The sequence below is a fragment of the Ensifer sp. Root278 genome, assembly GCF_001429285.1.
Classification (GTDB): domain Bacteria; phylum Pseudomonadota; class Alphaproteobacteria; order Rhizobiales; family Rhizobiaceae; genus Ensifer.
Map to the genome: position 1 here is coordinate 68,802 of NZ_LMJJ01000044.1, position 23,912 is coordinate 92,713.

Here is a 23,912-nt window from a genome sequence, read left to right on the forward strand (position 1 = left end):
GGAAAATCCGTCTCTTGCCCGTAAGTACATTTGCGGGACTGGGAGTAAAACAATGAAATATATTCCATTCATTCTCTTTACGGTGCTTACCAACGCTGCCGCTCAGCTCATGCTGAAACAGGGCATGCTGACGCTCGGGCCGATTTCGATGACCGCTGAAACGGCGATCGTCCGGCTGTTCCAGATCGTCTTCAACCCCTGGGTCTTTGCCGGCCTCGCGACCTTCGTCATTTCGATGGCGTCGCATCTCTATGTGCTGTCGAAGGTCGAGCTTTCCTTTGCCTATCCGTTCCTGAGCCTCGCTTACGTCGCGGTCGCGGTCTTTGCCTATTTCGTCTTTCGCGAAGACCTCAATGCCTGGCGCATCGCCGGCATCGCGCTGATCTGCGCCGGAACCGTTCTTATCGCCCAGTCGGGCATCTCATCCCACGCCGATGACAAGCCGGCGGATGCAGCCGGGGTGAGCACTGCAGAATTCGGGAGCAAGTCATGACACACATCATCTTTGGTGGCGACGGTTTCGTTGGCCGTCATCTGGCGGAACGTCTCGTCAAGGACGGCGAGGACGTGGTGATCGCCGATATCGTCAAGTCCGACCTGCCGCATTACGGCCGCGCCCGCTTCGTCCATTGCGACGTCACTGACCTGAAGGCTGTACAGAAGGTCGGCATCGGTCCCGATGACATGGTCTACAATATGGCGGCCAAGATGCTGTCGCCGCTGCAGATCCGCTCGAAGCGCTGGGAATTCTTCTGGCCCGTCAACTATTACGGCGCCGAAAACATCATGAAGGCCATGGACGCCGCCGGCGCATCGCGCCTGGTGCAGTTCACCACCGACATGATCTACGGCCACACGGTGCAATCGCCGCAGACCGAAACCCATCCGGCAAAGCCGCTCGGCGAATACGGCAAGTCGAAATGGGCGACCGAGCAGCTTGCGGTGCAATGGCGCAAGCAGGGCATGAACATTTCGATCTTCCGCCCGCGCCTGATTATCGGGCCCGGTCGTCTCGGCATTCTCGAGAAGCTGTTCAAGCTGATCGACATGAACCTGCCGGTGCCGATGATCGGCTCGGGCAAGGTGCCGTATCAGTTTATCTCGGTCTTCGATTGCGCCGAAGCTGCGCGCCTTGCCTGGAAGGGTGGCGTGCCGAATGAAGCTTACAATCTCGGCTCCGACAATCCGCCCTCGGTGCGCGACCTGCTCGGCAATCTCATCAAGCACGCCGGTTCCAAATCGTTCCTGCTGCCGACGCCCGCCTTCGCGGTCAAGCAGACGCTGGCCTTCTTCGATCTGATCAACAAGCCGATCATGGATCCGGAGCAGTATCTGATCGCCGACGAGATGTGCGTGCGTGAGACCGGCAAGCTGAAGCGCGAGCTCGGATGGCGTGCGGAATACAATGATGGCGACATGCTGGTCGCCGCCTATGACGAATATCGGGCAAAGAAAATGGGTGCCGCGGCCACCGCCGCCTTCGCCGTGCCGGCCGAATGAGGGGAGACACCATGCTGGACATACCGAACCGTATCGCCGTTGCCGCCCCTTCGCTCGATGGTGGTGTGACAAAGCCCGAACTGATCACCGTGGAACAGGCAAAGGCCATGTCGATCGGCGACATCACCACGGCTTTCAAGGAGCATCTGAACCCCGGACAGCTTCACTTCATGAAGCTTCTCGGCTTCCACAAGGTGAAGATCGAAAGCGCCGAGGGCATGTTCTACACCGACCAGAACGGCCGCAAGATCCTCGATTTCTTCGGTGGCTTCGGCTCGCTGGCCTTCGGCCATAACCATCCCCGCATTCTTGAAGCGCGGCAGAAGTTCCAGGACGAGAAGCGTCACGAGATCGCTATCGCCTTCATGTCGCAATACGCGGCGGCGCTGGCGAAGAATATCGCTGCCTGCTCGCCGGGTGACCTCGACATGGTCTTCCTCGGCTCGTCCGGCTCGGAAGCGATGGAGGCTGCCGTCAAGCTCGCCGAGCGCGCCGCCGGCTCAAAGCGGCCTAAGGTCGTCTATGCCGAGAATTCCTTCCACGGCAAGACCAAGGGTGTACTCGCCATCACCGACGGCCAGCTCTATCGCGCCGACTTCAAGCTCACCGACAATACGGTCCGCGTGCCATTCGCCGATATCGACGCGGTGGAAAACGCCTTCAAGTCCGATCCTGAAATCGGTGTCATCGTGCTCGAAACCATCCAGGGAGGCGGCGGCATCATCCAGGCGCCGGCCGAGTATTGGCAGAAGCTTCGCGCGCTCTGCGACAAGTACGGCGTGCTCTGGGTCGCCGACGAGGTGCAGTGCGGTTATGGTCGCTCCGGCCGCTTCTATGCGTTCGAGCACTATGGTGTCGTGCCTGACGTGACAGCGCTCGCCAAGTCGCTCGGCGCCGGCAAGGCAGCCGTCGGCGCGATGATCGCGCGTCGCGAAGTCTATATGAAGGCCTACGGCACGTCGAAGACCGCAATGATCCATGCCATGGCGACCTTTGGCGGCATGGGAGAGGCCTGCGTGACGGCAATCGAAGGCATCAATGTGCTCTATGACGAGCACCTGATCGACCGCGCCGCCGACAGCGGCAACTATCTCATCGATCGCCTGCAGGCGCTGAAGGAAAAATACCCGAAGATCATCAAGGACGTTCGTGGCCAGGGTCTGATGGTCGGCCTGGAGTTCCAGGACTTCAGCCAGACGCTGCCGATGGTGCTGCGCCCCGTCGTCTCCATGCTTGACGACAAACTCAAGGGTTCGCTGTCCGGCTTCATCGGCGCGCTGCTCCTACGCGACTACGATGTGCTGGTGGCCTTCACCGAATACAATCGCAACGTCATCCGGCTCGAGCCGCCGCTGATCTGCGAGCGCGCTCATGTCGACCAGTTCATCGCGGCGCTCGACGACCTGCTCGGCCGCGGTATCGTGCGCATCGTCAAGGATTTCGTCGGCAGCCAGATCGGCTGAGCCAAGGACTTGCGTTCAGAAAGGGGCAGGGGCGTTCACCGCCTCTGCCCTTTGATATTCATGTCGAACTCGACGACGTTGGAATAGATCGGCGTGCCGACATCCATGCCATAGGGCGAACGGTGGATGTTGCCGCGGATGTTGAAGGCGATCGAGCCGCGGTTCCAGTCAAGCAGCGTCACCGAGAAGCGTTCCTTTCGCGAGGTGCCGCGGGCGGTCAACGTTCCCTCGACCGCCGCGGTAGCGGGGCCGGTCTGCTTCACATTCGTCGAACGGAAGGTGACGGTGCTGTAGTTCGCGGTGTCGAAAACGGCGCTGGACTTCAGGAAATCCTCGGTCCGCTTCCCTCCCGTTTTCACACTTTCCGGATAGAGCGTGAACTCGACGGTCGAGTGGTCGACATCATTTCGGTCGATGCGGAAGCTGCCGGAAAATTTGCCGAAGTCGCCGGCGATTCCTCCGCCGCCTGCTTGTGCTACCGTGAAATGGATACGGGAAGCGGACGTGATGCCGTAGTTTCCGGCCGCATCGGCAAGGTTTGGCGCGGCGCCGACAGCGAGCGATGGGCTGACGGACATGGCAGCCAGCAAGGCGAGTGCAACTGCCCTGGGTGATGGTTGCAAGCGCAGTGTCATGGTTTCTTCCTTCCAGCGATGACCGGATTCGCGCCCGCCGTTTGGGAGCGTTTATGGCGGCGCGATCCGGTTGGCAGCATGCGGACGAGGACGTCGTCCCGCCGCGCAAAGTGGTGGTAGAGGGCGGCCAATACGTGAAGCGTCACAAAGGCGAGGAGCAGATAGGCGAGCGTCATATGGACGAGCGTCCAGAGGTTCTCAGCCGGTGCCGATTTCGCCATCGGCAGATGCGGTATGACGACCCAGTTGAAGTAAAAGCTTGGGATGTTCAGCGTCGAGGTGGATGCGACGGCCCAACCGGCAAGCGGGACAGCGAGCGCAAGCCCCATGAGCACGATATGAGTGACGCTGCCTGCGCTCTGCTCAAGGGGGCTGAGGCCTTCCGGCGGCTTCGGATGAAGCTCGACCACGTGCCAGAGGGCGCGCACCACCGCCAGGCCAAGCGCGGTGAAACCCAGCGACTTGTGCCACTGGTACAGCGAAAACTGCAGCACTGGGTCGATCGGAACCCGGCGCATGATGAAGCCGAGTGCGAGCAAGGCAAGGATGATCGCCGCAATCGTCCAGTGAAGGATGATGGTGACCCAGCCGAACCCGGCCTTGTCGTTGCGCAACATGTTCGTCTCCGTGGTCGCCAGCCCGGCCGCTACAACTCGGTTACGGCGGTGAGACCCATGAGCTCATGTTTTTATTCGCCGATAATACCGTAAAATTGCACTGCGATCTTGTTGACGTCGGCAAGCTGTGGTCCACTTGCGGTGGAAGGGGACACGGAGGGGTTGTTCCCGGAAGCAGTTGGGCTGGCGTACATGACGAAGAAAAAAACGACACCAATGAGTCCGCATGAGCGGGAGGCTTATGAACTGGCTCGCACGGGCATCCGCCTTGGAACCGAAGGCAAATATGGCGAGGCGATCGATGCCTGGCGTCTGGCATCCGACATAGCCGATGCCCACCTCGCTTTCACGGACATGTATTACTGGATCAAGAGTGGTTACGGCGCGGCACTTTGCGATGCCGGGCAGTACCGCGAGAGCATCGCCGTCTCGCTGCTGTCCCGCGAGTGGACCTTGGAGCGGCGCCAGCCGCTTTCGTCGCTTTCGATCGCACGCTCCTACCTCGCTCTTGGCGAAGGCGAGGCGGCTGCCCCTTACCTGCGCGAGGTTCACGGCTTGATCGGCGATGCGATCTTCGAGCAGTTCGACGAAGACGTGGAGGCGGACGTTCACGCGGCGATTGCCGGCCTGGAGAACGGCGGTACACATCCGTCAGCAGGCCGACCAAAGTGACGTTGGGTTTCTAGGCTAGACCAGGACCATCTGCGAACCGGAGTCCAGCGCCGTTCGCTATCGCGAACGGTCAGGCGTTTTCTCGCCATGATTTCATCATGCGTGCCGTTTGCCCCTTTAGCGGGTGATCCGAAGTCGACCGTTCTGGTTCCGGCTCTTTTTTAACATTTTGATTTTTCTTGGGAGTTTCCAATGGATGAGATCGTATTGCGGTCTGATGCCGAAATTACCCTCCGGCGCATTTCAGCCCTGACCGTCTGCGACGTCTGCGAGCTCAGCGAAACGCTAAGCGACGAACAGCGCAACATGGTGGCGGACAACGGCACCTCGATTGCCGAGGCGCATTTTTCCGAGAATGCCTGGTTCCGCGCTGTTTATGCCGAAGAGACGCTGGTCGGCTTCATCATGCTGCATGAAGGATCCGACTGGGACGACGGTATCGATTGCCCCGGCGTCTACCTCTGGCGCTTCATGATTGCCCGCCCGTTCCAGGGCAAGGGCTTTGGCAAGCAGGCGATCGCCCTTGTCGTTCGTGATCTGAAGGCGCGCGGTCTTCGCGAACTCTACACGAGTTACGGACAGGGTTCCGGCAGCCCTGAAGGATTTTATCGTGGTCTCGGCTTTGAGCTGACGGGCGAGCACTATGATGACGAGCTTGAGGCGGTGCTGAAATTCTAAAAACAGTGCAGCATGGGGCCCTGGCTCCGTGTCTGCCGCACGATTTTCATGAGTAGACTATGAGTAACGATCTACACGAGGCCAATCGCCTCTCCTGGAATGCGGCGACAGTCGCGCACAACAGCCATAAGGGCGACCAGGCGGCCTTTTTCCGTGCCGGGGGCTCCACGCTCTATCCGGAGGAAATCGAACTGCTCGGTGATATCGCCGGGCTGGACCTCCTCCATCTCCAATGCAACTCCGGCCAGGACAGCCTGAGCCTTGCGCGCCTCGGCGCGAATGTGACCGGCGTCGACATCTCGGATGAGGCGATCGCCTTCGCCACGCGGCTTTCCGAAGAATGCAGGATCGCGGCCAGATTCGAACGGTCCGACCTGTTCGAATGGTTCGAGCGTGCCCGCGCAGACGAACGGCGGTTCGATCGCGTCTTTGCGTCCTACGGCACCATCTGCTGGCTGTCGGACCTCGGGGTCTGGGCGCGCGGTATCGCCGATGTACTCAAGCCCGGCGGGCGCTTCGCCTTCATCGAGTTCCATCCCTTCGCGATGGTCTTCGACCCAAGCTGGAAGCCGCACTATGACTACGCGCCGAAGGAACCGGTCGCCGAAGCGGGCGTCGGCGACTATGTTGCGGATTCCGGTGCCGGTCTTGCGGCCGGAGGCTACCAGGAGGGTGTGGTGGGCTTTAGCAATCCCCACCCATCTTTCGAGTTCAACTGGGGCATCGCGGATGTGATCCAGGCGCTCATCGATGCCGGGCTCCGGATCGAGCGTCTGACGGAATATCCCTATTCCAACGGCTGGATCGGTTTCGAAGGCATGCGCGACCTTGGTGGCCGGCGTATGGCGCCGCCTGCAACCATGCCAAGCCTGCCGCTTATGTATGCGATTGCGGCATTGCAGCCGCAAGGGAAGCAGGGAGCGGGGGGCAGGGGCCGGGCGGTCGCTGGCGCCAAGCCCATCACCATCCGGCCCTGGCGCCCCGAGGAGGGCGAGCGGCTGTTGGCAATCTGGCTCGCGGCGTCGCGCTTCGGTCATCCGTTTCTCGGCGAGACGCGCCTTGTCGAGCAGCAGCAGGTGGTGCGCGACACCTACCTGCCGATGGCCGACAACTGGGTCGCCGAAATCGAAGGGAAGGTCGTGGGCTTCATCGGGCTGATCGGGAATTTCATCGGCGGGCTGTTCGTGGATCCGGACATTCGCGGTGCCGGTATCGGTCGCGCGCTTGTCGAGGATGCTACCGCCCGGCTCGGGCGACTGGATGTAAGCGTGTATGCCGACAACCAGGCGGCGGTCGCGTTCTATCTCCGCCTCGGTTTCGTCGAAACCGCACGCAAGGCGACCGACGACGAAGGGCTGCCGTTTGCCGTGGTCGAGATGACGCGCGCCGCATGAGGTGTCTTTGCGGCGGGGCAGGCAACCAGCCCTGCCGTCGGGAATAATCGCCGTCAGCGCTTTTATTTGCCGGCCGCATTTGCTAGGCCGCTTCGGGAGAAAAGCATCCGGAGGAAACTGCATGACGCCCGATATCCGCCCGCTCGTCGCCGGCAACTGGAAGATGAACGGAACCCGCGCCTCGCTCGATCAGATCAAGGCGATGGCCGAAGGGGTCAAGGGCGAACTCTCCGCCAAGGTCGAAACGCTGATCTGCCCGCCTGCGACCCTGCTCTACGTGGCGACGGCGCTTTGCGACGATAGCCCGTTGCTGATCGGCGCGCAGGATTGCCATCAGAAGCAGTCGGGCGCCCACACCGGCGACGTTTCCGCCGAAATGATCGCTGATTGTTTCGGCACCCACGTCATTGTCGGTCATTCCGAGCGCCGCACCGATCATGCCGAAAGCGATGCGCTGGTGCGTGCGAAGACGGAAGCCGCACACGCCGCCGAACTCGTGGCGATCGTCTGCATCGGCGAAACCGGTGACGAGCGCAAGTCCGGCAAGACCCTTGATGTCCTGAGGCGCCAGCTCGCCGAGAGCTTGCCGGATGCGGCGACCGCCGAAGACACCGTCATCGCCTACGAACCTGTCTGGGCGATCGGCACGGGCCTGACCCCGACCGCAGCCGATGTCGAGGAAGCGCACGCCTTCATGCGCAAGGAACTCGTTTCGCGCTTTGCCGACGCGGGAGCCAAGATGCGTATCCTCTATGGTGGCTCGGTCAAGCCTTCCAATGCGAAGGAGTTGATGGGCGTCGCCAATGTCGACGGCGCACTGATCGGCGGCGCGAGCTTGAAAGCCGAAGACTTCCTCGCCATCTACCGGGCTTATGAAGAATTGACGGCCTGATCGCCCGGGTTGCCGGGCAGGGGCTTGGAATGGCGTACGGCTTGGTATAAAGAGGCGAAAAATTGCGCCCGGCCAGGCCGAGTTTGCGCATGGTTTGATTCGTGTGCCCCAAGGGCAGGACTGGAAGCTGATGCAGACCGTACTACTCGTCATCTATCTCATGGTGGTCGTCGCCCTGATCGGCGTCGTTCTCATTCAGCGTTCCGAAGGCGGTGGTCTCGGCATCGGCGGCGGCTCGGGCTTCATGTCCGCCCGCGGCACGGCCAACGCGCTGACCCGCACGACGGCGATCCTCGCCGCGCTCTTCTTCGTTCTGGCGCTCGCGATGGGCATCCTCGCTCGCTATCAGCCGCAGGCGACCGACATCCTCGACCGTATCCCGGGCACCAGCTCGAACGGCGGCGGCGTTCTCGATTCGCTCGGTGGCGGCAACACCCAGGCTCCGGCCGGTGGCGCCACGCAGCAGCAGCCGGGAACGGCCCCGGCAACCGGTAACGGCGCTGCGACTGGCAACGGTGTCCCTTCGACGGCGCCGGCAACATCGGGCGAAGCTCCGGCAGGCGGCACAACGACTGAGACGCCCGCCAACAACAATTCGGGATCGCAAGTTCCCAGCGGCCAATAAGGCCGCAATTCAGAAGAACCCGCCGGCGGATGTTTCATCCGCCGGTTTTGTTTTGTGTGAAGTCTGCCTCCATCCCAAGACGAAAAGTTCTGGAACATGAATTTTTCGGTGGCGGAATCATTTGTTAAAAGGTATCCGGTGACTCCCATGGCGCGATATGTATTCATCACAGGCGGCGTGGTTTCCTCCCTCGGAAAAGGCATCGCTGCAGCGGCTCTCGGAGCACTGCTGCAGGCGCGTGGCTACCGGGTGAGACTGCGCAAGCTCGACCCCTACCTCAACGTTGATCCGGGCACCATGAGCCCGACCCAGCACGGTGAGGTTTTCGTAACCGATGATGGCGCGGAGACCGATCTCGATCTCGGCCACTATGAACGCTTCACAGGGCGTTCGGCGACGAAGACCGACAACATCACCACCGGCCGGATCTACAAGAACATCATCGACAAGGAACGGCGCGGCGACTATCTCGGCGCAACCGTTCAGGTGATCCCGCACGTTACCAACGAGATCAAGAACTTCGTTACCGAAGGCAACGACGACTATGATTTCGTGCTCTGCGAAATCGGCGGCACGGTCGGCGACATCGAAGCGATGCCGTTCATGGAGGCGATCCGCCAGCTCGGCAACGATCTGCCGCGTGGCACCGCCGTCTACGTCCATCTGACGCTGATGCCGTATATTCCGGCGGCCGGCGAGCTGAAGACCAAGCCGACGCAGCATTCGGTCAAGGAACTGCAGGCGCTCGGCATTCATCCCGATATCCTGCTCGTTCGTGCCGACCGTGAAATTCCGGAAGCCGAGCGTCGCAAGCTCTCGCTGTTCTGCAACGTCCGCCAGTCGGCCGTTATCCAGGCGCTCGACGTTGCCTCGATCTACGACGTTCCGATCGCCTACCACAAGGAAGGCCTCGACAACGAAGTGCTGGCCGCCTTCGGCATCGAGCCGGCGCCGAAGCCGCGCATGGAAGCCTGGGAGCGCGTTGCCGATCGTATCCGCACGCCGGAAGGCGAAGTCACGATCGCGATCGTCGGCAAGTACACCGGCCTCAAGGACGCCTACAAGTCGCTGATCGAAGCGCTGTATCACGGTGGTATCGCCAACCGGGTGAAGGTCAAGCTTGAGTGGATCGAATCGGAAGTCTTCGAGAAGGAAGACCCGGCACCCTATCTCGAGAAGGTACACGGCATCCTCGTTCCCGGCGGCTTCGGTGAACGCGGCTCCGAGGGCAAGATCAATGCGGCGCGTTTTGCCCGCGAGCGCAAGGTGCCCTATTTCGGCATCTGCTTCGGCATGCAGATGGCGGTCGTGGAAGCGGCACGCAATCTCGCAGGCATCGAGAAGGCGTCGTCCACGGAATTCGGCCCGACCAAGGAGCCGGTTGTCGGCCTGATGACCGAGTGGGTGAAGGGCAACGAGCTCGAGAAGCGTTCGGCCTCCGGCAATCTCGGCGGCACCATGCGCCTCGGCGCCTACCGCGCGTCGCTCAAGGGCAGCACCAAGATCGCCGAGATCTATGGTTCGACCGATATTTCCGAGCGCCACCGCCACCGCTACGAAGTCAATGTCGACTACAAGGATCGCCTTGAGGCTTGCGGCCTTGTCTTCTCCGGCATGTCGCCGGACGGCGTGCTGCCGGAAACGGTCGAATATCCGGATCATCCGTGGTTCATCGGCGTTCAGTACCATCCGGAACTGAAGTCGCGCCCGCTTGATCCGCATCCGCTGTTTGCGAGCTTCGTCGAAGCGGCGCTGGAACAGTCCCGCCTCGTCTAAGCCGGGATTGCATCGATCAGGAAAGGCCGGTCTCGCGACCGGCCTTTTTCATGTGCGCTGGTGGTTTTGGACTGCTCCCGCGGTCAGTCGGAGGTGTTGTCAGCGCGCGCCGACCGGTTTGCGCCATTGCGGCGCCCGCCAGATGGTGATGAAGCGCAGGACCCATTCGAGCGGGCCGTAGGCGAAATAGGTCATCCACCAGCGGCTGGTGAAAAGCTGCGCCGTGAAGATGCCAAGCGCGATCAGCACGGTTGTCAGTGGTGTGACCTGGCCGATGAGGCCAAGGCCGTAGCCATGGAAGATCAGGGCGGCGATCAATGATTGCGTGAGGTAGTTGGAGAGCGCCATGCGGCCGGCAGGCGCGAGCACGTTGCGCAGCCGTTGGCCAGCTTTCGTTCCGAAGAACAGCATCACGCCGCCAACATAGGCACCCGTCAGGAACGGACCGGTGATCAGCCCGATCGAGAGCCCGATGATGGCGACAGGCGAATCGATCATCTCGACACTGGCATAGGCATAGACGATGGCGCCGGGCAGGCCGATCCGCAGGCCGGCGCGCAGCAGGCGTTGGAACAGCGCCTTGTTTTCCTCCGGCCGCGCCAGCGTCTTGTGACGCCCGGCGATCAGCCCGAGTACGAACATCGCGAGTGCGGAGGGTGCCTGCAGTAGGCCCAGGATCACCCAGACGGACGAAAGCTCCGTCAAGTGTTGGCCGATGATTGCCTGCCAGTCGCCTCGGAAGGCAAGTTCGGTTGCCTTGGCGGCGGCAAGGATGCCAGGCCGATCAAGCGGTGTTGGTTCCAGGATGGCAGCAATCCCGAGTGCGCCCCAGGCGACGGCGACGAGAATGACCAGCCATTTCGCCAGGCGGAAGAGGGCACCGTCGCTGCGGTTGCGCAGCATCAGGAGGACAATGCCGAGCACGGCATAGGTGGTGAGAATATCGCCATGGAAGAGCAGAACCGCATGGGCGACACCGATCAGCCAGAGGCCGGCCTGCCGACGCAAGAGCCGCGGCACGAAGGCCTCGCCGGATTTTTCCGCCGAGCGCATCTGCAGGGTGAAGCTGTAGCCGAACAGAAATGAGAACAGCAGAAAGAACTTCATCTCGAAGAACAGCGCGATCACCAGATGAACGGAGCGATCGGTCATGCCGGTGAAGGCGGGGTCCGCAAGTTCCAGCCCATAGAAGGCGGAGGCGAAGGCCATGGTGTTGACGAGAAGGATTCCGAGCAGTGCAAAGCCGCGAAGTGCGTCGACATCGTCGATGCGGTCGGGGGTAGTCATTTGTGTTCTCCGCAGCGGCAGGCGCTGGAGGATCGCGCCATAACCTGTTGAAACAGAAGTCTTTTGCGACAAATGAATCTCTCGATCGCCAGCGGGTGCAGGCAACGCCGCTCCCCGTCGAGTGTTCAAATTTAATAAAGCGACTAATCAATCTAATAATTGATGCAACGAAGCGTCAAGGGGCGCCTGCGGGTTATCGCGCGGGCGCCCTTCAGTTGTTGCGGTAAGGAACGATCAGCCTTTCGGGGTGGCGTTGTGCCGGAGCCAGGCGATCTGGCGGCGGGCACGCAGGAGGGCGGTTAAGGCCGCGCCGATCGAGATCAACAGCAGCGCCGCCCAGAGGATTTCACCGTCGCCGAGCCAAAGACCTTCAAAGGCCGAGAGGACCGCAGCCAGCGTGATTGTCGCCATGCGGTGCTGTTTGGCCATGGGGCCGGAGAAGTCGCTCGGGGCGCCATTGGCGCGGCCGAGTTCGCGTACATAGGCGGTCAGCACGGCGAAGGCGGCTGCGGCAAGTCCGAGGGCGGGGGCGCCAATCCCGTATCCGGCGCCGACGAAGATGAGGACATCCGCGACCCGATCCGGAAACTCGTTCCAGAACGGACCGTCGGCCTCGCCCTTGCCGCCCTCGACGGCGACCATGCCGTCGAAGAGATTGCAGAGCAGGCGTAACTGGCAGAAGAGGGCGGCAGCGATGAACAGCGTAACCCTCGCGCCATCCTGGGTTTCGCCCGTCAGCCAGAAGGCAAGCCCGGCAAAGGCGGCGGCCAGCATGCTTGCCTGCGAGATCCGATTGGGCGTGACGTTCATCGATGCCAGGCGGCGGGCGATCGCCTGGGCCCAGCGAGTGTTGCGGCTTGCGAGCGGCCTGCGGTCACCGGTCATGCCCGGGCTCTCCTCGGTTGATGGAATAGTTGTAGATGGCGGCGTAGGTGGTCGACACCGCGAGCGGCAACGCGATCGTCCTCAGGACCTCCGGCGTGCCGCTCATCGTGTGGATTGCCACGAGCGCCGCCGACGAGCCGAGACAGGCGAGGAGCGGCGGCAGGAACAATCGCTTGGTTCCACGGAACCGCCGGGAAAGCGCGTCGACCGCTGTCTTGAGGTAAAGGGTCAGAAGCGCCGAGAGCGTACCCTGGATGACGGCGGCAAGAAGCGGCTTGGGCATCGGGTGATGGCGGTTGGCGAAAAGCGCCCAGCCGCCCATGGCGAAAAAGGCGAATGCCACGTGCACGACGCCGCTGCCCGCCAGTCCCTTCAGCTTCGCGGTCATGTCAGCGACCACCAATAGCGCGTCAGATGGAAGAAGATCGGCGCCGAGAAGACGACGGAATCCAGCCGGTCGATCAACCCGCCATGGCCCTCGATCAGATGGCCCCAGTCCTTGACGCCGCGGTCCCGCTTGATCGCCGACATGACGAGCCCTCCGAAGAAGCCCATCAGGGTGATGATGAAGGACATCAACGCCGCCTGGGCGGGCGTGAACGGTGTGATCCACCAGAGCGAGGCGCCGATCAGGGTGGCGCTTGCGACCCCGCCGACAAAACCCTCGACCGTCTTCGAGGGCGAAAGCGTTGGGGCGATCTTGGTCCTGCCGAATAGCTTGCCCCAGACATATTGCAGCACGTCGCTCGATTGGACGACGATGACCAGGAAGGCGATCAAGAGAACGTTGCGTCCCTCATAGCCCGGGATCTGCAGGGTCAGCAGCGCCGGCACATGCGAGGCGCAGAAGACACAGATCATCAGCGCCCATTGCACCTCCGAGATCCTGAGCAGGAAGTCGCGCGTGTCGCCGTGCAGAACCGCGATGATCGGCATCAGCAGAAAGGCATAGACCGGCACGAAGATCGAATAGATGCCGTATTGCTCGGCCCAGAGCAGGAAATAATTGATCGGCAGCACGACGAAGAAGGCCGCGGCGATCGCCCAGTGGTCACCGCGGCGGGTGTTGATGAGCGTGATGAATTCACGCAGCGCCGCGAAAGAACAAAATGCAAAGAGCAGCAGCACGCCGACCCGACCGGCAACGAAGGCGATGGCAATCAACACCACCATCGCCCACCAGGCCCTGATGCGGGCGTTGAGGTTCTCGATCGCGCCGTTCGATCCGTCCGGTGAAAGCTTCTGCTTGAGCACGTAGCCGATGCTCGATGCCAGGACGAGAATGCCGCCGACGCCGAGAAGCAGTTTGAGCATATCCAGGCTCGCCGCGCTCATGCATTGTCTTCCGTCGAGGAGGGGGCGAGCGAGAGCAGGGCGGCCTCGGCACGAGCGATGAACTCGTCCTTGGTCTCCTGTGCCTTGAGGCGCATCGGTTCGCCGAAACTTACGGTACAGATCAGCGGGATCGGCACGAACTCCCCCTTTGGCATCACGCGGTTGAGATTGTTGATCCAGACGGGCACGAGCGCCACGTCCGGCCGCTTGCAGGCGAGGTGGTAGAGCCCGCTCTTGAACGGCAGGAGCCGCGCCTCGGTCTGGTTGCGTGTTCCCTCGGGAAAGAGAATAAGCGACGAGCCGTCGTTAAGGACGGCCGTCATCTGCTCGACCGGGTCCTGGGTGCGGGCCGCCGCGTCGCGCTCGATCAATACGGCGTCGAAGACGTCGCGACCGATGAAGGCCGAGAGCTTCGATTTCAGCCAGTATTCCGCCCCGGCAACGGGCCGCGCGCGTTCCCGAAGCCATGGCGGCAACACCGCCCAGACCAGCACGAAATCGCCATGGCTGGAATGATTGGCGAAATAGATGCTCTGCTTTGGCGGCAGGCCGGTCTCATGCCAGATGGCGCGCGCCGCAGTCAGCGCGCGCGCAAACATCATGATGGCGATGGAAGCCAGCTTGGCCATCAAATCGCGGATCATGTGGGCTCACGTCCAGATGATAAACAGGCCGTCGTGCCGACGCGCTTTGCAGAGCGTACCGGTCGGCCCCGGATGTGTTCCATGCCTTGCAACAATAAGATCAAGCGCTGCCCCTCAGCCTGCGCCCGGCGTAACCCCAGGCTGCAATCGACCAACTTTACGCGATTGCGCCCGCTTCTCAAGCGGTTGAAATCACACGCAGGGTGATAACGGACCAGAAGCTCTGGATATTCGCTCCGGCTGAGAGGCGATCGAACGCAAACCGATGCGACGCCACGCCACAGCCATCGACTGCAAAGTCGTCGTCGCCGACATTGACCGCCTGCAACCCAGCCGCTAGCTTGCAGGCACAACAAGAGGAGCGTCGTCCAATGCGCCAGTAATGCCCGGTGAAAACCGAATTCGCCTCAACTTCGCTTGCGAAGGGGATGGACGATGGCATTGCTCGACCCGCATTGACGGACAGACGCCGAGGCATTCCTCGCCTGCGATCTCTTCTCCATCGTGAGCGGTCACATTTGGACAAGTTTCCAGGGACCGAACATGCAAGATAGACCCAGTCTCGATATCATTGATCACAACCGCCAGGCCTGGGACAGGCAGGCAAGTCAGCACTGCGAGTGGTCGCGGCCGGTGACGCCGGAAATGATCGCCGCGGCTCGTGCCGGGCAATGGCAGGCGCGGCTGACGCTCGGTGACCTACCGAAGGGGTGGCTGCCGGACATTCGCGGCCAGAAGATCCTGTGCCTGGCTTCGGCCGGCGGTCAGCAGGCGCCCATTCTGGCGGCCGCCGGTGCCGAGGTCACCGTCTTCGATATCTCCGAGGGGCAACTCGCGCAGGACCGGCTCGTTGCCGAACGCGAGGGGCTGTCGCTGACGGCCGTGCAGGGAGACATGCGCGACCTATCGGTGTTCGCTGATGATACCTTCGATTTCGTCTTTCATCCGATCTCCAATCTCTACATTCCGGACATTCAGCCGGTTTGGCGGGAATGCCACCGGGTGCTCAAGACGGGAGGTCGGCTGCTTGCCAGCTTTTTCAATCCGGTGGTTTTCGTTGGTGACCGGGATCCGAGCTATGCGGAAAACGGCCTCATTCGCCCGGCCTACGCGCTGCCCTTTGCCGAGGCTGAGCATCTCGCTGCCGGTGTGGTAAAATCCAAGATCGAACGCGGCGAGGCGCTGGTGTTCGGGCATGGCCTGGCCGAACAGATCGATGGTCAATTACGGGCCGGATTCGTGCTGGCGGGCTTCCACGAAGACTGGCAACCTGTGCCACGCTTCCTGATCGACAGGTTCGTGCCGACCTTCATCGCCACCTGCGCCATCAAGAGCGATCTGCATCTTTGATGGGATTGGCCCGAGCGTGTTGTTCAGGCCGAAAACATAGGCGGAACGAGAATAACCGCGGCGGCCGACACGACGCTGCGGTTGCGGATACCGGCCTCCTTTGCCGCCCTGTTACGTCGCGTTACTGTTACGTACTCGCCAAATCACCGGTTTCATTCTTTTCTGTTCGTCAGCGAAACTGGAAAGGGTCAATAGATATGCGCTTCATCGCTTCGTTGTTCGTACCGTTGGCGGTCGTTCTGGGGCTTGCGGGCTGTGCCACTACTTCCTCGACCAATACGACCTACGCGCAGCCCCAAATCTTCGCCCCCGGTCTCGGGGCGGGAAATACGGCCAACTCCACGGCGGCTCCGGGCTACTACTGAGGCCCTGGCAGCCCGGCACCATCAGGCAAGCATGACTCTGCGGCGGGCGCGGCCCGGCGCGGAGGGTTCCTGTTTGCGGCCTTTGTTTGGGCTCAAGCGGCCAATCGGCTCTGTGGCCGCCAGCCCGCTTGCATTCGCCGGCCAAAAGTTGCAAACAGCGGCGAACCATCAGGGAAAACGCCATGAGCCTCTCCAAGCGAACCACCCGCCCGCTCGATCACCTCGTGCTGCCGGTGGATACGCTTACGCAGGCACGGCGCCGCCTGTCTAATCTCGGCTTCACGGTCGCTGAGGATGCCCGCCACCCCTTCGGTACCGAAAACGCCTGCGTGTTCTTTTCTGATGGTACTTATCTCGAGCCGCTCGCCGTTGCTTCCCGCGAGGAATGCGAAGCCGCTGCACTTGAGGGCAATGCCTTTGTCGCGCGCGACCAGGCCTTCCGCTTCCGCCAGGGCCCGGAAGGTCTCTCGGCGCTGGTCTTCGGCACCGAGGATGCGGCGAGCGATCACATCCGCTTTCGGGCGCGCGGCATTTCCGGCGGCGACATGCTGGAGTTTTCCCGGCCGATGAAACTGCCGGATGGCCGTGAGGGATTGGGTTCCTTCCGCCTTGCCTTTGCCGCAGACCTGCGCTCGCCGGATCTCTTTCTCTTCAACTGTCAGCGCGTCCGGGCGCTGCCGACCGACCGGGCCGCGCTGGAGCAGCATGAAAACGGGGTGATCGGGATTGCCGAAGTGGTTCTGTCGGAAACCAATCCGACCGATTTCCAGTACCTGCTGCAGGAAGCGGTCGATGAGCGCGAGGTCGCGGCCCACTCCTTCGGCATGGATGTGTCGGCCACCAACGCCAAGATCTCGGTGCTGAACGCCGCCGGCATGGAAGCCTTCTTCGGCCGTTCGGTACGGGGTGCCGAGCGCGGCCTGCGTGGTCGCGCCATCGTCTTCCGCGTCGCCGACCTCGAGGCGACGCGTGCACTGTTTGCTGAGAACGATATCGAATTTGCAGAAATGGGCGGGCGCCTCATTGTTCCCGAAATGCCGGGGCAAGGGGTGATCTTTGCTTTTGGAGCTTGATGATGAAAACCAATGCCAGAGTAGTAGTCGGCAACGGCGGCCATGAGGTCGCCTTCGCGCAAACCGAGAAGCTGTCGCTGATCGCCGGCCCCTGCCAGATGGAGAGCCGCGAGCACGCCTTCATGATGGCGGGCGCGCTCTCGGAACTCTGCAAGAAGCTCGATCTCGGCCTCGTCTACAAGTCCTCCTTCGACAAGGCGAACCGCACATCGCTCTCCGGCAAGCGCGGCATCGGCCTGGATAAGGCGATGGAAATCTTTGCCGACCTCAAGAAGGAGTTCGGCTTTCCGGTCCTGACCGACGTGCACACCGAAGAGCAGTGCGCTCTCGTCGCCGAGACGGTCGACATCCTGCAGATCCCGGCTTTCCTGTCGCGCCAGACGGACCTCTTGGTCGCGGCGGCCAAGACCGGCCGGGCAATCAACGTCAAGAAGGGCCAGTTCCTCGCCCCCTGGGACATGAAGAACGTACTGGCGAAATTCACCGAGAGCGGCAACCCGAATGTCATGCTCTGCGAGCGCGGCGCCTCCTTCGGCTACAACACGCTGGTTTCCGACATGCGCTCGCTGCCGATCATGGCTTCCCTCGGCGCACCCATCGTTTTCGATGCGACCCATTCCGTGCAGCAGCCGGGCGGGCAGGGCGGCTCTTCGGGCGGTCAGCGTGAATTCGTCGAGACCTTGGCGCGCGCCGCCGTCGCGGTCGGTGTCGCCGGTGTGTTCGTCGAGACGCACGAAGATCCGGACAACGCGCCGTCGGACGGCCCGAACATGGTGCACCTGAAAGACATGCCGCGGCTGCTCGAAAAGCTGCTCGCCTTCGACGCGATCGCCAAGAGCTGAGCCATCAGCGGCGCTTCGTGAAATTTTCATGAACCGCAATGGCGCGAACGGTTTTGCATCTTGCGCGCCATTGAAATTTCGAGGCCTTGGCGTATGACAGGCCCCGACCATTCCACCGTCCTCAAGCAGGGAAGAGATCATGACTGCAATCATCGACATCATCGGCCGAGAAATTCTGGACAGCCGCGGCAACCCGACCGTCGAGGTCGACGTGTACCTGGAAGACGGAAGCTTCGGCCGTGCGGCGGTCCCGTCGGGCGCCTCGACCGGTGCGCATGAGGCTGTCGAGCTGCGCGATGGTGGTACGCGCTACCTCGGCAAGGGCGTCGAGCGCGCCGTAGAAGCCGTCAATGGCGAGATCTTCGAAGCGATCGGCGGTCTCGATGCCGAGAACCAGATCCAGATCGACAAGACCATGATCGAACTCGACGGCACGTCGAACAAGTCGCGCCTCGGCGCCAACGCCATCCTCGGCGTGTCGCTTGCGGTCGCCAAGGCTGCGGCCGAAGCGGCCGGCCTGCCGCTCTACCGTTACGTCGGCGGCCCGAACGCTCACGTGCTTCCGGTTCCGATGATGAACATCATCAACGGCGGCGCCCATGCCGACAATCCGATCGACTTCCAGGAATTCATGATCGTTCCGGTTGGTGCCGATACGATGCGCGATGCGGTCCGCATGGGCTCGGAAGTGTTCCACACGCTGAAGAAGCAGCTTGCAGCCGACGGCCACAACACCAATGTCGGTGACGAAGGCGGCTTCGCTCCGGGCCTCGCTTCCGCTCCGGCAGCGCTCGACTTCATCATGAAGTCAATCGAGAAGGCCGGCTACAAGCCGGGCGAAGACATGTTCGTCGCGCTTGATTGCGCTGCGACCGAATTCTTCAAAGACGGCAAGTACGTGCTCGAAGGCGAAGGCCGCACGCTGGAGCCGGGCGCAATGGCTGAATACCTGGCGGAACTCGCTGCCAAGTACCCGATCTTCTCGATCGAAGACGGCATGGCGGAAGACGACTGGGACGGCTGGAAGGCCGTGACCGACCTCATCGGCAACAAGTGCCAGCTCGTCGGCGACGACCTGTTTGTCACCAACTCGGCGCGCCTGCGCGACGGCATCAAGATGGGCGTCGCCAACTCGATCCTCGTCAAGGTCAACCAGATCGGCTCGCTTTCGGAGACACTCGACGCCGTCGAGACCGCGCACAAGGCGCGCTACACCGCCGTCATGTCGCACCGCTCGGGCGAAACCGAAGACGCCACGATCGCCGATCTCGCGGTTGCCACCAACTGCGGCCAGATCAAGACCGGTTCGCTCGCCCGTTCGGACCGGCTCGCCAAGTACAACCAGCTGATCCGCATCGAAGAGCAGCTCGGCCTGCAGGCCACGTACGCCGGCCGTTCGATCCTGCGCGGCTGATCCTGTAGCGCCGCGCGTCTTTTCAGACGCGCAAAGGTCGCTGTAGCTGACAAACGAAGCCCGCCCACGTTCCCACGTGGGCGGGTTTCTGTTTTCCTGCCATTCATGGTCAACGGTCGGTTAATCAATCGACGCTAGTCTCATTTCCGTAATGCGTATCAGGGCGTGAATGGATGTGGACACGGCATCATAAGAAACGGAAACTGGGCCGGCTGGTTATGCCGTTGATCGCGGTCGCCTTTCTCTCTTACTTCGGCTATCATTCCATCCACGGCGGCTATGGCTTGAAGGCGACGGAGCAATTCGATCGCCAGATCGTCGAGCGGCAGGCGCGGCTGGATAAGCTCACGAAGCAGCGGATGATCCTTGAAAAAGAGGTCCAACTGATGAGTGATGGGTCGCTGGAACGGGACATGCTGGATGAAAAAGCTCGCCTCGCGCTGAACATGTCGCGAAGTGACGAGATCGTTATTTTTCACCGCCCCGAAAATTAACTTGAATTCAGTTAATTGAAATTTGTGAAGCAAATTCAATTGTTTGCGTGGAATGCGAGCCATGCAAATATGGCATTGCTGTGGCGCTTTTCTTTCCCTATGGTAACCGCCAAAGGCTAACCATTGGGAGGAATGAATGGCTCCGCGAAAAACCGCGTCCGTCTCCAGCCGTAAGGCCGCCGCAAAGCCGGCCAAGAAGGACTTCAACGGCGGCACCATCGCCGATTTCACCAAAGAAGATGACCTGAAGGCTTACCGCGAAATGCTGCTCATCCGGCGTTTCGAGGAAAAGGCCGGCCAGCTCTATGGCATGGGTTTCATCGGCGGCTTCTGTCACCTCTACATCGGCCAGGAGGCTGTTGTCGTCGGCATGCAGATGGCACTGAAAGACGGTGATCAGGTCATCACCGCCTATCGTGACCATGGCCACATGCTGGCCTGCGGCATGAGCGCTCGTGGCGTCATGGCCGAACTTACCGGTCGTCGCAGCGGTCTTTCCAAGGGGAAGGGCGGCTCGATGCACATGTTCTCCAAGGAAAAGCACTTCTACGGCGGTCACGGCATCGTCGGCGCCCAGGTGTCGCTCGGTACAGGCCTTGCATTCGCAAACCGCTATCGCGGCAACGACAATGTCAGCGTCGCCTATTTCGGTGACGGCGCTGCCAACCAGGGTCAGGTCTACGAAAGCTTCAACATGGCGCAGCTGTGGAAGCTGCCGGTGATCTACGTGATCGAGAACAACCGCTACGCCATGGGTACGGCAGTATCGCGTGCCTCGGCCCAGACCGACTTTTCGCAGCGCGGCGTTTCCTTCAACATTCCGGGCTTCCAGGTCGACGGCATGGACGTTCGCGCCGTCAAGGCGGCCGCCGACGAGGCCGTCGAGTATTGCCGTTCCGGCAAGGGCCCGATCATCCTCGAAATGCAGACCTACCGTTATCGTGGTCACTCCATGTCCGACCCGGCGAAATACCGCTCGAAGGACGAAGTGCAGAAGATGCGGTCGGAACACGACCCGATTGAGCAGGTGAAAGCCCGTCTGACCGAAAAGGGCTGGGCGAGCGAAGACGAGCTGAAGCAGATCGACAAGGATGTCCGCGATATCGTTGCTGACAGCGCCGATTTCGCCCAGGCCGATCCGGAGCCGGATGCATCCGAGCTCTACACCGACATCCTGCTTTGATCCGGGGAGGGACAAACATGCCAGTAGAAATTCTTATGCCCGCCCTTTCCCCGACGATGGAGGAAGGCACGCTCTCGAAATGGCTGAAGAACGAGGGGGACAAGGTGTCCTCCGGCGACGTCATCGCTGAAATCGAGACGGACAAGGCGACGATGGAAGTCGAAGCCGTCGACGAAGGCACGATCGGCAAGCTCTTGATTGCCGCCGGCACCGAGGGCGTCAAGGTCAACACGCCGATCGCCGTGTTGCTGCAGGACGGCGAAGCGGCAGGCGATATCGCCGCTCCGAAGGCCGAAGCGCCGAAGGCGGCAGCCACTGAGGCTCCGGCTGCGTCCGCGCCGGCTCCGGTTGCAGCCCAGCCGAAGGTTGAAGTTGCCGCCGATCCGGCAATCCCGGCCGGCACCGAAATGGTGACGATGACCGTTCGCGAAGCGCTTCGCGACGCCATGGCCGAAGAAATGCGCTTGAGCGACGACGTTTTCGTCATGGGCGAAGAAGTCGCCGAGTACCAGGGCGCCTACAAGATCACCCAAGGCCTGTTGCAGGAATTCGGTTCGCGTCGCGTCATCGACACCCCGATCACCGAGCACGGTTTTGCCGGTGTCGGCGTCGGCGCTGCCATGACCGGTCTTCGCCCGATCGTCGAGTTCATGACCTTCAACTTCGCCATGCAGGCGATCGACCAGATCATCAACTCCGCCGCCAAGACGCTCTACATGTCCGGTGGCCAGATGGGCGCGCCGATCGTCTTCCGTGGCCCGAGCGGTGCCGCTGCCCGCGTGGCTGCCCAGCACTCGCAGTGCTACGCCGCCTGGTACAGCCATATCCCCGGCCTCAAGGTCGTCATGCCCTATACGGCAGCCGACGCCAAGGGTCTGCTGAAGGCCGCGATCCGCGACCCGAACCCGGTCATCTTCCTCGAAAACGAAATCCTCTACGGTCACTCCTTCGAAGTGCCGAAGCTTGACGATTTCGTGCTGCCGATCGGCAAGGCCCGCATCCACAAGGTCGGCAAGGACGCAACGATTGTCTCCTTCGGTATCGGCATGACCTATGCGGTCAAGGCGGTTGCCGAACTCGAAGCCCAGGGCATCGACGTCGAACTTATCGACCTGCGCACCATCCGTCCAATGGACCTGCCGACGGTCATCGAATCGGTCAAGAAGACCGGTCGCCTCGTCACCGTCGAAGAAGGCTACCCGCAGTCGTCCGTCGGTACCGAGATCGCGACCCGCGTCATGCAGCAGGCCTTCGACTACCTTGACGCCCCGATCCTGACGATCGCCGGCAAGGATGTGCCGATGCCTTACGCCGCGAACCTCGAGAAGCTCGCGCTTCCGAACGTCGCAGAGGTTGTCGATGCGGTGAAAGCCGTTTGCTACAAATAAGGGGAGGGTTCTTCGATGCCTATCAACATCACAATGCCGGCCCTCTCTCCGACGATGGAAGAAGGCAATCTGGCCAAGTGGCTGGTCAAGGAAGGCGACAAGGTCAAGTCCGGTGACGTGATTGCCGAGATCGAGACCGACAAGGCGACGATGGAAGTCGAAGCCGTCGACGAAGGCACCGTCGCCAAGATCGTCGTTCCCGCCGGCACCGATGGCGTCAAGGTCAATGCGCTGATCGCCGTCCTCGCCGCCGATGGCGAGGATGTTGCTGCCGCCGCCAAGGGTGGCAACGGCGCAGCCGCACCGGCTCCCGCGGCCAAGGCGGAAGCACCGGTAGCGCCGAGCGCACCGGCTGCGGCTCCTGCCGCTGCTCCGGCTCCGGTTGCAGCCCAGCCGGCGAAGTCCGAAGGCGCTCGCGTCTTCTCCTCGCCGCTCGCCCGTCGCCTGGCCAAGGACGCCGGCATCGACCTGTCGGCAATCGCCGGCACCGGCCCGCATGGCCGCGTCGTCAAGAAGGACGTTGAGACCGCCGTTGCCGGTGGCACGGCGAAGCCCGCAGCCGCACCGGCCGCCGGCGTCGCTGCTCCCGCGGCCGCACCGCTTGCCAAGGGCCCGTCGGACGACGCCGTTCTCAAGCTGTTCGAGCCGGGCTCCTACGAGCTCGTGCCGCATGACGGCATGCGCAAGACGATCGCCAAGCGCCTCGTCGAATCCAAGCAGACGATCCCGCACTTCTACGTGTCGATCGACTGCGAACTCGACGCGCTGCTGGCGCTACGCGCCCAGCTCAACGCCGCTGCTCCGGAGCAAGGTGGCAAGCCGGTCTACAAGCTCTCCGTCAACGACATGGTCATCAAGGCCCTGGCGCTGGCGCTGCGCGACGTTCCGAATGCGAACGTCTCCTGGACCGAAAGCAACATGGTCAAGCACAAGCACGCCGATGTCGGCGTTGCCGTGTCGATCCCGGGCGGCCTGATCACCCCGATCATTCGCCAGGCGGAGCTGAAGAGCCTGTCGGCCATCTCCAACGAGATGAAGGACCTCGGCCAGCGCGCCAAGGACCGCAAGCTGAAGCCCGAAGAGTATCAGGGCGGCACCACGGCGGTCTCCAACATGGGCATGATGGGCGTCAAGAACTTCGCCGCCGTCGTCAACCCGCCGCACGCCACGATCCTTGCGGTCGGTGCAGGCGAGGAGCGCGTCGTCGTCAAGAACAAGCAGATGGTCATCGCCAATGTCATGACCGTCACGCTCTCGACCGACCATCGCTGCGTCGACGGTGCGCTCGGCGCCGAACTGCTCGGAGCCTTCAGGCGCTACATCGAAAACCCGATGGGCATGCTGGTCTGAGTTGGATAGGGACCGGCCTTCGGGCCGGTCCGTTCCATTTCGCGCAGTCG

General features: G+C 62.0%; 24 protein-coding genes. 17 read left to right on the forward strand and 7 right to left on the reverse strand.

Features of this window, described 5'->3' with window-relative positions:
- The first annotated feature begins 52 nt into the window (after window positions 1–52).
- From ASE60_RS32015 to ASE60_RS32025, 3 genes are read left to right on the forward strand one after another with little or no spacing between them, the layout of a single operon-like run.
- Window positions 53–493 carry an EamA family transporter gene (locus ASE60_RS32015; protein WP_057255638.1) on the forward strand — a complete coding sequence of 147 codons (441 nt, stop codon included), beginning with the start codon at window positions 53–55 and terminating at the stop codon, window positions 491–493.
- Complete coding sequence (locus tag ASE60_RS32020; protein WP_057255639.1) at window positions 490–1,500, forward strand: NAD(P)-dependent oxidoreductase; 1,011 nt, start codon at window positions 490–492, stop codon at window positions 1,498–1,500. The genes ASE60_RS32015 and ASE60_RS32020 overlap by 4 nt, the downstream gene beginning before the upstream one ends.
- A gap of 11 nt (window positions 1,501–1,511) precedes the next feature.
- Window positions 1,512–2,963: an aspartate aminotransferase family protein gene (locus ASE60_RS32025; RefSeq protein WP_057255640.1), complete on the forward strand. Its 1,452-nt coding sequence runs from the start codon at window positions 1,512–1,514 to the stop codon at window positions 2,961–2,963.
- A gap of 35 nt (window positions 2,964–2,998) precedes the next feature.
- Here ASE60_RS32025 and ASE60_RS32030 read toward each other — a convergent pair whose 3' ends face one another.
- Complete coding sequence (locus ASE60_RS32030) at window positions 2,999–3,598, reverse strand: YceI family protein (protein WP_057255641.1); 600 nt, start codon at window positions 3,596–3,598, stop codon at window positions 2,999–3,001.
- On the reverse strand, window positions 3,595–4,215 hold the full coding sequence (locus ASE60_RS32035; protein ID WP_057255642.1) for a cytochrome b: 621 nt from the start codon (window positions 4,213–4,215) through the stop codon (window positions 3,595–3,597). The genes ASE60_RS32030 and ASE60_RS32035 overlap by 4 nt, the downstream gene beginning before the upstream one ends.
- Before the next feature lie 192 nt (window positions 4,216–4,407).
- Between ASE60_RS32035 and ASE60_RS32040 the strand changes: the two genes are divergently transcribed.
- The 6 genes from ASE60_RS32040 to ASE60_RS32065 all read left to right on the forward strand — a co-directional run bounded on the left by ASE60_RS32040 (window position 4,408) and on the right by ASE60_RS32065 (window position 10,252).
- Window positions 4,408–4,887 (forward strand): hypothetical protein, encoded by a 480-nt coding sequence (locus tag ASE60_RS32040; protein WP_156414764.1) that lies wholly within the window; start codon window positions 4,408–4,410, stop codon window positions 4,885–4,887.
- Between the two features lie 192 nt (window positions 4,888–5,079).
- A complete protein-coding gene (locus tag ASE60_RS32045; RefSeq protein ID WP_057255644.1) occupies window positions 5,080–5,565 on the forward strand; it encodes a GNAT family N-acetyltransferase in 486 nt (161 codons plus the stop codon).
- A gap of 59 nt (window positions 5,566–5,624) precedes the next feature.
- Entirely contained in the window at window positions 5,625–6,959 is a 1,335-nt protein-coding gene (locus tag ASE60_RS36255; protein WP_200964221.1) for a bifunctional class I SAM-dependent methyltransferase/GNAT family N-acetyltransferase, read from the forward strand.
- A 121-nt stretch (window positions 6,960–7,080) separates the two neighbouring features.
- A complete protein-coding gene (gene tpiA, locus ASE60_RS32055; RefSeq protein ID WP_057255645.1) occupies window positions 7,081–7,851 on the forward strand; it encodes a triose-phosphate isomerase in 771 nt (256 codons plus the stop codon).
- Between the two features lie 130 nt (window positions 7,852–7,981).
- Window positions 7,982–8,476 (forward strand): preprotein translocase subunit SecG, encoded by a 495-nt coding sequence (gene secG, locus ASE60_RS32060; protein WP_057255646.1) that lies wholly within the window; start codon window positions 7,982–7,984, stop codon window positions 8,474–8,476.
- Between the two features lie 138 nt (window positions 8,477–8,614).
- The gene (locus ASE60_RS32065) at window positions 8,615–10,252 is read left to right on the forward strand and encodes a CTP synthase (RefSeq protein WP_082616291.1); all 1,638 of its coding nucleotides are present in this window, start codon (window positions 8,615–8,617) and stop codon (window positions 10,250–10,252) included.
- 99 nt (window positions 10,253–10,351) lie between these two features.
- On the opposite strand, the gene ASE60_RS32070 is transcribed toward ASE60_RS32065, so the two are convergent.
- The 5 genes from ASE60_RS32070 to ASE60_RS32090 form a co-directional block, all read right to left on the reverse strand.
- Window positions 10,352–11,539 (reverse strand): DUF418 domain-containing protein, encoded by a 1,188-nt coding sequence (locus ASE60_RS32070; RefSeq protein ID WP_057255648.1) that lies wholly within the window; start codon window positions 11,537–11,539, stop codon window positions 10,352–10,354.
- A gap of 234 nt (window positions 11,540–11,773) precedes the next feature.
- Entirely contained in the window at window positions 11,774–12,424 is a 651-nt protein-coding gene (locus ASE60_RS32075; protein WP_057255649.1) for a CDP-alcohol phosphatidyltransferase family protein, read from the reverse strand.
- Entirely contained in the window at window positions 12,414–12,812 is a 399-nt protein-coding gene (locus tag ASE60_RS32080; RefSeq protein WP_057255650.1) for a hypothetical protein, read from the reverse strand. The genes ASE60_RS32075 and ASE60_RS32080 overlap by 11 nt, the downstream gene beginning before the upstream one ends.
- Complete coding sequence (locus tag ASE60_RS32085) at window positions 12,809–13,759, reverse strand: phosphatidate cytidylyltransferase (RefSeq protein ID WP_057255651.1); 951 nt, start codon at window positions 13,757–13,759, stop codon at window positions 12,809–12,811. The genes ASE60_RS32080 and ASE60_RS32085 overlap by 4 nt, the downstream gene beginning before the upstream one ends.
- The gene (locus tag ASE60_RS32090) at window positions 13,756–14,400 is read right to left on the reverse strand and encodes a lysophospholipid acyltransferase family protein (RefSeq protein WP_057256062.1); all 645 of its coding nucleotides are present in this window, start codon (window positions 14,398–14,400) and stop codon (window positions 13,756–13,758) included. Before ASE60_RS32090 ends, ASE60_RS32085 begins: the two co-directional genes overlap by 4 nt.
- A 546-nt stretch (window positions 14,401–14,946) precedes the next feature.
- On the opposite strand from ASE60_RS32090, the gene ASE60_RS32095 reads away from it, so the two are divergent.
- The 8 genes from ASE60_RS32095 to ASE60_RS32130 all read left to right on the forward strand — a co-directional run bounded on the left by ASE60_RS32095 (window position 14,947) and on the right by ASE60_RS32130 (window position 23,862).
- Entirely contained in the window at window positions 14,947–15,753 is an 807-nt protein-coding gene (locus tag ASE60_RS32095) for a class I SAM-dependent methyltransferase (RefSeq protein WP_057255652.1), read from the forward strand.
- Window positions 15,754–16,300: 547 nt separating this feature from the next.
- Window positions 16,301–17,191 carry a VOC family protein gene (locus ASE60_RS32100; protein WP_057255653.1) on the forward strand — a complete coding sequence of 297 codons (891 nt, stop codon included), beginning with the start codon at window positions 16,301–16,303 and terminating at the stop codon, window positions 17,189–17,191.
- Entirely contained in the window at window positions 17,191–18,033 is an 843-nt protein-coding gene (gene kdsA / locus ASE60_RS32105) for a 3-deoxy-8-phosphooctulonate synthase (protein ID WP_200964222.1), read from the forward strand. Before ASE60_RS32100 ends, kdsA begins: the two co-directional genes overlap by 1 nt.
- Window positions 18,034–18,172: 139 nt before the next feature.
- Window positions 18,173–19,447, forward strand: a complete 1,275-nt coding sequence (eno, locus tag ASE60_RS32110; protein ID WP_057255655.1) for a phosphopyruvate hydratase — start codon at window positions 18,173–18,175, stop codon at window positions 19,445–19,447.
- Between the two features lie 173 nt (window positions 19,448–19,620).
- On the forward strand, window positions 19,621–19,941 hold the full coding sequence (locus ASE60_RS32115; protein WP_057255656.1) for a septum formation initiator family protein: 321 nt from the start codon (window positions 19,621–19,623) through the stop codon (window positions 19,939–19,941).
- 136 nt (window positions 19,942–20,077) lie between these two features.
- Window positions 20,078–21,124 (forward strand): pyruvate dehydrogenase (acetyl-transferring) E1 component subunit alpha, encoded by a 1,047-nt coding sequence (pdhA, locus tag ASE60_RS32120; RefSeq protein WP_057255657.1) that lies wholly within the window; start codon window positions 20,078–20,080, stop codon window positions 21,122–21,124.
- A gap of 17 nt (window positions 21,125–21,141) precedes the next feature.
- Window positions 21,142–22,512, forward strand: a complete 1,371-nt coding sequence (locus ASE60_RS32125; RefSeq protein ID WP_057255658.1) for a pyruvate dehydrogenase complex E1 component subunit beta — start codon at window positions 21,142–21,144, stop codon at window positions 22,510–22,512.
- Window positions 22,513–22,527: 15 nt separating this feature from the next.
- Window positions 22,528–23,862, forward strand: a complete 1,335-nt coding sequence (locus tag ASE60_RS32130) for a pyruvate dehydrogenase complex dihydrolipoamide acetyltransferase (protein WP_057255659.1) — start codon at window positions 22,528–22,530, stop codon at window positions 23,860–23,862.
- The last annotated feature ends 50 nt before the right edge of the window (window positions 23,863–23,912 follow it).